Below are 8,981 nucleotides of genomic sequence, written 5' to 3'. Positions count from 1 at the left end.
GGGCAGGGGCGGGGAGGTGCGGCCTCGGCGTGATGACCGGTGCCTTGGTGACCAGGGCCTTGAGGGCCGGGGTCGGTGCCTTGAGGACCGGGGTCGTCGGCCTGCGGTTCGGGGCCGTTGGCCTGCGGTTCCGGGCGGGGCCCCGCGGTTCCGGGCCGGGGCCTTGAAGTTCGGGTTCGGTGGTCTGCGGGCCGGCACTTGGGGCCGGGGTTGGCGCCTTGCGGACGCGAGCAAACCGCATGGCAGACCAGCCCGACCACCATGCGCCGAATTGCCAGGCACCCCACTACCAGCCGTCCCACGGCCAACGGTGCCAACCACATTTCAGCGGGGCACCCTCTGGCGGGCTCACCCTTGGGGCTCCCGAACAGCGACCAGCTACCAGCTACCCTAGGTCGAGCACCAGCACCGAGGGCCTCTCACTCACGCCCCCAGCCCCAGCACTCGGCCAAGTCACAGCGACAGCGACAGCGACACGGCGGAGGATGCACGATTCGAACGTGCGCGGGCAGAACCCGACCACGGCTTAGCAAGCCGGTGCCTTACCACTCGGCCAATCCTCCGGGTGGGCGGCCCACGCGAAGCGATTCGCGTGCTCGAAGCGGCCGCCCCGGGCAGTTCCCTTGCGACGCGAACTCGACGGAGGGGTAACTACTCCGGACTCCGCCGCGGACTGCCCTGCCGGGAACTCGACGTACTGCGCCTGATGAACAGCATCGCCGGGCTCCTCTCCCAGAACGTGGGACCGCCTCGATCCGGCGGCCTGAACACCAACCACTCTGCCTGGCGCCCGAGTTGTCCGCCACTGAATATCGCCGCGCCCGTCCCGCCATGGAGCACGGTCAGCGACGACGCCACTTGCGCCGGCGCGCCTTGCTGAAGAACCACCCGGCAGGCGGTTCGTCCGACCGCCACGGCTGGGGATCGGGCGTCTGCTCCCGCCAACGCGCCGCGAGCATCCGAGCCCTCGCCGACGGCTCGGCGGTCTCCGCTGACCGTATGAAGTCCTCGTCCAGAACGAGATCGTCCCAGCCCGCCGACTCGTCACGGCTCGGGCCTCCGGACCTTGAGGCCGCCTCGGAACCGCCCCCGGACGCCATGCCCTGCCCCTCGCCCTCGTCGGGTGTGACCTCAGCCGCCATCCCCGTGCCCTCCTGCCTCCTGGCCGCCCTTGCCCTTCCTGGCCGTCTCCCACCGCTTCGCACCCCTCGCCCAGTGTGCCTGGACGCGTGTGAAGCCTCCGTCAAGCCCTCCGCCGCCGCGGCGGGGAGGCCGACCGAGGCGGCTGCGTGCCCGAACGGGCCTCCGCGGCCGCCTCCCCGGAGAGTTGCGTCACTCCTCGCCGGCCAGCTTCAGCGTGCGCAGTTTCTGTCCCGCGTACCAGGTGGCCCCGGCCGTGACGACCGTCAGCAGGATCACCGCCGTGGACAGTCCGACCTCGGAGGTCACGAGGTCCCCGTCGGTGACCTTCTGGGCCACGGCGAGGGACCACTGCTGGACGCTGAGCGTGCGAGCTCCCTGCACCAGCGACCCGAACAGGGCCTCCCAGACGAGCGCGTAGACCAGCCCGAAGACGACCGCGTGCCGGGTCACGGTGCCCAGGAGCAGGAACATCGCCGCGTACGCGATGGAGGCGACCAGTGCCGCCACCGTGTAGGCGACCGCGATCTGCTGCCCGTTGCCGTTCAGGATCAGACCCGCGACGAACGTCGGTATCGCCGAGAAGGCCATGGTCACGGCGATCGCCACGATCAGCTTCGTGAAGATGATCGTCGACCGCTTCACCGGCTTCGCCAGCAGATACACCACCGAACCGTCGTCGATCTCAGGCCCGATCGCGCCCGTCCCCGCGATGACGCCGATGATCGGCACCATGGTGGCGAGTGCGAACCCACCGAGCAGGTCGGCCGCCACTTGGTCGTCGGCTCCGCTCAGACCGCGTACGGCCGCGGAGATCACGAGCAGCAGCACCGGCAGCGCGGCGAGAATGAGAGCCCGACGGCGGCCGAGCAGGGCCCGGTAGGTGAGCCGGGCGACTGTGGGGTCGTACATCTTCGGCCTCCTACGCCGTGACCAGATACGAGAACACGGACTCGAGGGACTCGTCCGACGGCGAGACCGTGAGCAGACGGATGCCCTGGTCCCGGGCGACCTTCGGCAACAGAGCGGTGAACCGTCCGAAGTCGACGGCCTGGATGCGCAGCGCACCCTCGGTCAGGTCCACTTCGATGCCGGCGGTCGACGGGTCGGCGATCAGCGCGGCGGCCAGTGCCCGGTCGTCGCTGGAACGCACCAGATAGACGTGCGGCCGGTCCGTCATCAGACGCCGGATGCGCCGGAAGTCTCCGCTCGCCGCGTGCCGTCCGGCGACTATCACCTCGATGTGGGAGGCCAACTGCTCCACCTCTTCGAGGATGTGCGAGGAGAACAGCACCGATCGGCCCTCGTCGCCCATGCGCCGCAGCAGGTCCATGAGCTGCATCCGCTGGCGCGGGTCCATACCGTTGAACGGCTCGTCGAGCAGCAGCAGGGACGGGTCGTGGACCAGGGCGGACGCCATCTTCACGCGCTGCCGCATGCCCTTGGAGTATGTCGAGATCTTGCGGTCCTGCGCGTACTCCATCTCCACCGTGGCGAGAGCCCGTTGGGCCGCCGTCGCCCCGAGGCCCTGCAACTCGGCGTTGGCGACGACGAACTCGCGGCCCGTGAGGAAGTCGTACATCGCCTCCCGCTCGGGGACGATGCCGATGTCCTTGTAGATCTTCTCGTTGCGCCAGACCGGCCGGCCGTCGAGAGTGACCGTGCCCGTGGAGGGGGCGAGGAAACCGCCCATCATGTTGATGAGGGTGGACTTCCCGGCGCCGTTCGGGCCGAGGAGGCCGGTGACGCCGGGGCCGATGGTCATCGTGATGTCGTTGACCGCCACCACGTTGCCGAACCAGCGTGAGACGTGGTCGATGGTGAGCGTGGTCACAGCCCGGCCTTTCGGTAGCGGCGCATCAGCAGGCCGTAGGAGCCCGCGATGAGACCCAGGACGACGAGGAGGTAGACGGCCCCCTGTCCGCCGGACGGCCCGTGCCCGCCGGGGAAGGCTGAGGTGGCGCCCAGGAAGGCGGTCTGCACGCCGTCTATCAGCGTGATCGGCGAGAAGAGGCCGAGCCAGGGGATCACGCCGCTGCTGGACTGCGCGTCGGCGATGGCCTGGACGACGGACACGGCTCCGTAGGAGATGGTGAAGACCGCGATGACGGCGGCGATGCCGAACCCTCGGCGGGGCGTGATCGCGGAGATCACCAGACCGATGCCGGCGAAGAGGAGTGACAGCAGCGCCACGGACACCAGTCCTTGTGCGAAGCCCTTGGTCTGGTCGGTGAAGTCCAGCTTGGCCAGGAGAGCGCCCACGTAGAGCACGACGAGGGGGACGGCGGTGATGATGAAGAGCGCCGAGGTCAGCGCGGCGTACTTGGAGCGCACGTAGTCCGAGGTCTCGATCGGGCGCGAGAAATACAACGGCACCGTTTTGAAGCGCAGATCGAGGGAGACCGACTGCGGCGCCTGGGAGGCGACGTACAGCCCGATGACGGCCTGCATGATGATCGCGTAGTCGGTGTACTTGATCGGCAGGTCGTTGGCCTTGGTGGCGACCGCGACCGCCACCATGATGGCCGCCGGCACGCACATCACCGCGAAGAGCATCATCGGCAGCACCTTGGACTTGGCCGAACGGCCGAGCCCGTACGCACCACGCAGGGACTGCGAGTACAGCGAACGCCGGGCGTAGGCGCGGCCCAGACGGGGGCCGTCATAGCTGCGGTAGCCGATGTTGTGGATCCGGCTCTGTTCGCCGGTACGTGCGGGCTGTGCACCGGCTTGAGCCGGGGCCTGAGCCCGGGTCTGCTCAACCGCCATGGCCGACCGCCTCCTTCCAGGCATCCTGCGTGCGCTGGGAAATCGCCTGCTCGTCGCTGTCCTGGAACACCTCGGCGATGTGGTGCCTGCGCTGCTCCATACGGACCAGACCGAGGCCCAGCTCGGCGACGACGTCCCGGATCAGGTCGTAGGTCTCCTCACCCTGCGCGGTGAGCAGCAGGATGTGCCCGGCGCCGGGGAGGCCGCTGCCGTCGGAGACGGTCACACCGCGCCCTTGGAGCGCCTCGCGCAGCGCACGGGTGCCGTCGGGGTGCTCGTCGGTGTCCGTGACCTCGACCGCGAGAGTGGCCGTGCTCTGGGTGAAGTCCCGCGTGGAACTGGACCGCAGGAGCTTGCCGCCGTCGACCACCACGACGTGGTCGCAGGTGCGCTCCAGCTCGCCCAGCAGGTGCGATGTGACCAGGACCGAGATGCCGAAGTCGGTGTGGATACGGCGGATCAGGCCGAGCATCTCGTCCCGGCCGACCGGGTCGAGGCCGTTCGTCGGCTCGTCCAGGAAGACCAGTTGCGGGTCGTGCACCAGCGCCTGGGCCAGCTTCACACGCTGCTTCATGCCGGTGGAGTAGCCGCCCATCGGGCGGTACCGCTCCTCGTAGAGGCCGACATGGCGCAGGGTGTCAGCGGTCCGCTCGCGCGCGGCGGTCGGGGGGAGCCCCGACATCCGGGCCATGTGCACGACGAACTCGGTGGCCGACACGTCGGGCGGCAGGCAGTCGTGCTCCGGCATGTATCCGACGCGCTCGCGGATGACGCCGCCCTTGCTGGCGACGTCCAGTCCGAGCACCTCGGCACGGCCTTCCGTGGCGGGGGACAGACCCAGGAGGATCTTGATCAGTGTGGACTTGCCGGCGCCATTGGCACCGACGAGTCCCGTCACACCGGGTCCGATGTCCACGGAGAGCCGGTCAAGAGCGGTCACCCTCGGGAACCGCTTGCTCAGGCTTTCGGTCGCGATCACAGTCACGATTTCGACATTAGAGCCGGGGAGCCTTCGTGGTCGTCACCCCGCAGAGCTGTCTCGACGTCCCCCTCGAGTCGTACGGGCCCGTAGGGGGCATCAGCCGTCAGTCCCCCTAGGGGTCACCCTGAGGTCGAACAACCGGCAGGCCAGGGCCCGGCGGGACCGGTCGCCGCGATGGAAGAACGACTGGCTCATCGATTTGGTGCCCGCGGTTCTCCATAGCCTCGGACACCCCCTATTGACGCAGCCGCCAATCACTGTCACATTCTTCGATGTCACATTGCGAACACGGACCGTAGCCGACGGAGACAGGTGGGGCGGTGACATGAGCTCGGTGACAGGGGAACGCTCGGCGGACCTGCGGGGGTTCCGTGAGGTGCAGACCCTCGCGTACGAGTGTGCGGAAGCGGTCGCGGCCCAGCTGAAGCCGGGCGTGACCGAGCGCGAGGCGGCGCGGATGCAGCGCCACTGGCTGCGGGAGCGTGGGGTGCGGGACTGGTTCCATCTGCCCTTCGCCTGGTTCGGTGACCGCACGGCGTTCGTGAACTTCCGCGTACCGCTGCAGTTCTTCCCCACCGACCGCCGACTCGAGCCGGGCATGCCGTTCATCCTCGACATGGCTCCCGTCCACAAGGGCTACACCGCGGACATCGGCTACTCGGGCTGCCTCGGCCCCAGTCCCCTGCACGACAAACTGATGGCGGACCTCGAAGCGCACCGGGAGCTGATCCTGCGCGAGGTGCGCGAGCGGCGTTCACTCCGGGAGATCTACGAGGACGTGGACCGGCTCATGGTCCGCCAGGGGTACGCCAACCGCCATCGCGCGTATCCCTTCGGTGTCATCGCGCACAAGGTCGACCGGGTCAAGGAACGTCGCTGGTCACCCCATGTCTTCGGGTTCGGCACACAGGCGCTGAAAGGCCTGGCGGCGGACGCGTTGCACGGGCACCGGGACGGCTGGTCGCCCTTGTGGTCCCCGTACCGGTTCTCGGACCATCCGCCGCAGCCGGGGCTGTGGGCGGTCGAGCCGCACCTCGGCTTCCGCGGCACCGGCGCCAAGTTCGAGGAGATCCTGGTCGTCACCGACTCCCGGGACCCGGAGGAGAGCGCCTTCTGGCTGGACGACGATTTGCCGCACGTACGGCGGTGGGCGGAGGAGAAGTGCCGATGAGCGAGGGGGAAGAGGTGCAGGCTTCGGTGGGGCCGGCAGGTGCGCGGGAGCGCCGGGTGCGCGCGGACGGGGTCGAGCTGTGCGTGGCCGAGCTGGGCGACCCACAGCAGCCGACGGTGCTGCTCGTACACGGCTATCCCGACTCGAAGGAGGTCTGGTCCGAGGTCGCCGCGCACCTCGCCGAGCGCTTCCACGTGGTGTTGTACGACGTGCGCGGCCACGGCGGGTCGACGGCACCGCGGCCGTTGCGCGGCGGGTTCACCCTGGAGAAGCTGACGGACGACTTCCTCGCGGTCGTGGACGCGGTCAGCCCCGACCGGCCCGTTCATCTCGTGGGACACGACTGGGGCTCGGTGCAGGGCTGGGAGTTCGTGACGGTCGAGCGCACCGAGGGCCGCATCGCGTCCTTCACGTCGATGTCCGGACCCTCGCTCGACCATCTCGGCCACTGGATCAAGCGGCGCACGAAGTTCCCTACCCCGCGCCGGCTCGGCCAGCTCCTCGACCAGGGCGTCAGGTCCTGGTACATCTATGCGCTCCACACACCCGGACTGCCCGAGTTCGCCTGGCGCGGCCCACTCGGCAAGCGGTGGCCCCGCATGGTCCAGCGGGCCGAGAAGCTGTCGCCGAGCGGCGGCTATCCGTCCAGGTCGCTGCCCGAGGACGCCGCGCACGGTGTGTGGCTGTACCGGGACAACGTACGGCCCCGTCTCGCCGAGCCGCGGGACGACGCGTACGCGCACGCGCCCGTGCAGCTCATCGTTCCCCTGGGAGACGCGTTCCTGTCCGAGCGGCTCTACGACGAACTGGAGCAGTGGGCTCCGCGGCTGATCCGCCGCACTCTCCCCGCCAAGCACTGGATCCCGCGCACACGCCCTCACCAACTGGCTGCCTGGATCACCGAATTCGTCACGGCCACCGACGGCGGGCGCCCAGCGCCCGCGGCAGCCACGGGCAAGTACGCCGACCGGTTCGGCGGGCAGTTGGTGTTGGTCACCGGGGCCGCGGGCGGGATCGGCCGGGCCACGGCGTTCGCGTTCGCCGAAGCCGGTGCGCGCGTCATCGCAGTCGACCGGAACGCGGAGGGCGCGGCCCGCACCGTGGAACTGTCCCGGCTGATCGGCGCCCCCGAGGCCTGGGCCGAGACGGTCGACGTCTCCGACGAGCAGGCCATGGAGAAGCTCTCCGAGAAGGTCGCAGCCGAGTACGGGGTGGTGGACGTCCTCGTGAACAACGCCGGGATCGGCCTCTCGGGCTCCTTCCTCGACACCACCCCCGAGGACTGGCGAAAGGTTCTCGACGTCAATCTGTGGGGCGTGATCCACGGCTGCCGCCTCTTCGGCAGGCAGATGGCCGAACGCGGGCAGGGCGGCCACATCGTCAACACCGCCTCGGCCGCGGCCTATCTGCCCTCACGGACCCTGCCCGCCTACAGCACCTCCAAGGCGGCCGTCCTCATGCTCAGCGAATGCCTCCGAGCGGAGCTTGCCGGCAAGGGCATCGGGGTCTCGGCGATCTGCCCCGGCATCGTCAACACCAACATCACCTCGACCGCCCGCTTCACCGGTGTCGACGCCGCGGAGGAGAAGCGCCGGCAGCGGAACGCCGCCCGGCTGTACGGTCTGCGGAACTACCCTCCGGAGAAGGTCGCGGACGCCATTCTGCGGGCGGTGGTGCGCAACCAGGCCGTTGTGCCGGTCACCCCGGAGGCCCGCGGCGGCCACTTCATGTCGCGCTTCACCCCCAGGGCTCTGCGCGCCTTCGCCCGACTGGAGCCCCGGCTGTGAGCCCGCGCGAGGAGCACCCCGAGGATGCGGCGGAGCGGCACGCGATCGCGCCACGAAGGGTCTCCTTCGACTGGGAGAAGACCCCGCTGCACTGGATCCCCGGCGAACCGACCGCCACCCACGTGATCAACGTGCTGCATCTGCTCCTGCCGGCGGGGGAGCGATGGTTCGTGAAGGTCTTCAAGGAGGGCCTTCCGCTGGTCACGGACCGAGAACTCCTCAAGGACGTCAAGGGGTTCATGGGGCAGGAGGCCACGCACAGCGTGCAGCACGCGTACGTGCTGAACCATCTCGCGGCGCAGCGGCTCGACACGGCGGATTTCACCAGGTACGTCGACTTCCTCTTCGAGAAGCTGCTCGGTGAGAGACCTCCCCTGGGGGCACCGATCCCACCCAGGGAGTGGCTGCGCTTCCGGCTGTCGTTGATCGCGGCGATCGAGCAGTTCACAGCGGTGCTGGGTGACTGGGTCCTGGCCGCGGAGGGTCTCGACCGGGCCGGAGCCGACGAGGTCATGCTCGACCTGCTGCGCTGGCACGGCGCAGAGGAGGTCGAACACCGTGCGGTCGCCTTCGACATGTATCAGCACTGCGGCGGCCGGGGCCGATCCCGCTACCCCCGCCGGATCGCGGGCATGGCGGTCACGGCGCCGATGATGCTCTACATGTGGGTGTGGGGCACCGCCTATCTGATACGGCACGACCCGGAGCTCGCCGGACGCCTGCGCTACTCACTCGCCGCGCACAATAGGGCCGTACGCAAGGGGCTGCTGCCCACCTGGAAGGAGCTCGGCGCGGCCGTCCCCCGCTATCTGCGGCGTTCCTACCACCCCTCGCAGGAGGGTTCGTTGCGCAGGGCTGTCGAGTATCTGGCGCAGTCGCCCGCGGCACGTACGGCGGCAGCGGCGATCGTACGAGCGGGGACGTAGACGGCTTGATCGCCCGGGCGTGGGCGCAAGAAGAAGGAGGCGGGGAAGGTATGAGGACCATGAACGACGAACCGGCCGAGACAACCGGCATGCCCCCGGCTGCCGCGCTCCCTCCCGCCACCACCACACCCCGGGCCACCACGGGGAGCGCCCCCACCACCGCGCTCCCGCCTGCCGGCACTCCCCTGCCCGCGCCCACCTCCGCC

At 69.5% G+C, this 8,981-nt stretch carries 8 protein-coding genes and 1 tRNA gene; 3 read left to right on the top strand and 6 right to left on the bottom strand.

Annotation, left to right across the window (positions count from 1 at the left end; all coding sequences use genetic code 11):
- Positions 1-479: 479 nt before the first annotated feature.
- The 6 genes from AOK15_RS26880 to AOK15_RS26855 all read right to left on the bottom strand — a co-directional run bounded on the left by AOK15_RS26880 (position 480) and on the right by AOK15_RS26855 (position 4,888).
- Positions 480-563, bottom strand: a tRNA-Ser gene (locus AOK15_RS26880).
- 279 nt (positions 564-842) lie between these two features.
- Positions 843-1,142 carry an SGM_3592 family protein gene (locus tag AOK15_RS47280; protein ID WP_240508608.1) on the bottom strand — a complete coding sequence of 100 codons (300 nt, stop codon included), beginning with the start codon at positions 1,140-1,142 and terminating at the stop codon, positions 843-845.
- A 190-nt stretch (positions 1,143-1,332) separates the two neighbouring features.
- Positions 1,333-2,052, bottom strand: coding sequence for an ABC transporter permease subunit (locus AOK15_RS26870; protein ID WP_055520940.1), 720 nt, complete (start codon positions 2,050-2,052; stop codon positions 1,333-1,335).
- Positions 2,053-2,062: 10 nt separating this feature from the next.
- A complete protein-coding gene (locus AOK15_RS26865) occupies positions 2,063-2,974 on the bottom strand; it encodes an ABC transporter ATP-binding protein (RefSeq protein WP_055520939.1) in 912 nt (303 codons plus the stop codon).
- Entirely contained in the window at positions 2,971-3,909 is a 939-nt protein-coding gene (locus tag AOK15_RS26860) for an ABC transporter permease subunit (protein ID WP_055520938.1), read from the bottom strand. Before AOK15_RS26860 ends, AOK15_RS26865 begins: the two co-directional genes overlap by 4 nt.
- Entirely contained in the window at positions 3,899-4,888 is a 990-nt protein-coding gene (locus AOK15_RS26855; RefSeq protein ID WP_055520937.1) for an ABC transporter ATP-binding protein, read from the bottom strand. The genes AOK15_RS26860 and AOK15_RS26855 overlap by 11 nt, the downstream gene beginning before the upstream one ends.
- Positions 4,889-5,216: 328 nt before the next feature.
- Here AOK15_RS26855 and AOK15_RS26850 point away from each other — a divergent pair, with 328 nt between their 5' ends.
- The 3 genes from AOK15_RS26850 to AOK15_RS26840 are packed head-to-tail and all read left to right on the top strand — an operon-like array spanning position 5,217 to position 8,775.
- Positions 5,217-6,062: a M24 family metallopeptidase gene (locus AOK15_RS26850; RefSeq protein WP_055520936.1), complete on the top strand. Its 846-nt coding sequence runs from the start codon at positions 5,217-5,219 to the stop codon at positions 6,060-6,062.
- Positions 6,059-7,849 carry an SDR family oxidoreductase gene (locus AOK15_RS26845; RefSeq protein WP_055520935.1) on the top strand — a complete coding sequence of 597 codons (1,791 nt, stop codon included), beginning with the start codon at positions 6,059-6,061 and terminating at the stop codon, positions 7,847-7,849. Before AOK15_RS26850 ends, AOK15_RS26845 begins: the two co-directional genes overlap by 4 nt.
- Positions 7,846-8,775 (top strand): metal-dependent hydrolase, encoded by a 930-nt coding sequence (locus AOK15_RS26840; protein WP_055520934.1) that lies wholly within the window; start codon positions 7,846-7,848, stop codon positions 8,773-8,775. The genes AOK15_RS26845 and AOK15_RS26840 overlap by 4 nt, the downstream gene beginning before the upstream one ends.
- The last annotated feature ends 206 nt before the right edge of the window (positions 8,776-8,981 follow it).

It is taken from the genome of Streptomyces ossamyceticus (genome assembly GCF_001418475.1).
Lineage (GTDB): Bacteria > Actinomycetota > Actinomycetes > Streptomycetales > Streptomycetaceae > Streptomyces > Streptomyces ossamyceticus.
The sequence above is the reverse complement of the archived record's forward strand: the minus strand, read 5'-3'. Positions and strand labels throughout refer to the sequence as shown.

What these genes read in the sequence shown, in the direction of transcription:
- AOK15_RS47280 (WP_240508608.1), bottom strand. Translation starts at nt 1,142, where the DNA reads ATGGCGGCTGAGGTCACACCCGACGAGGGCGAGGGGCAGGGCATGGCG.
- AOK15_RS26870 (WP_055520940.1), bottom strand. Translation starts at nt 2,052, where the DNA reads ATGTACGACCCCACAGTCGCCCGGCTCACCTACCGGGCCCTGCTCGGC.
- AOK15_RS26860 (WP_055520938.1), bottom strand. Translation starts at nt 3,909, where the DNA reads ATGGCGGTTGAGCAGACCCGGGCTCAGGCCCCGGCTCAAGCCGGTGCA.
- AOK15_RS26850 (WP_055520936.1), top strand. Translation starts at nt 5,217, where the DNA reads ATGAGCTCGGTGACAGGGGAACGCTCGGCGGACCTGCGGGGGTTCCGT.
- AOK15_RS26845 (WP_055520935.1), top strand. Translation starts at nt 6,059, where the DNA reads ATGAGCGAGGGGGAAGAGGTGCAGGCTTCGGTGGGGCCGGCAGGTGCG.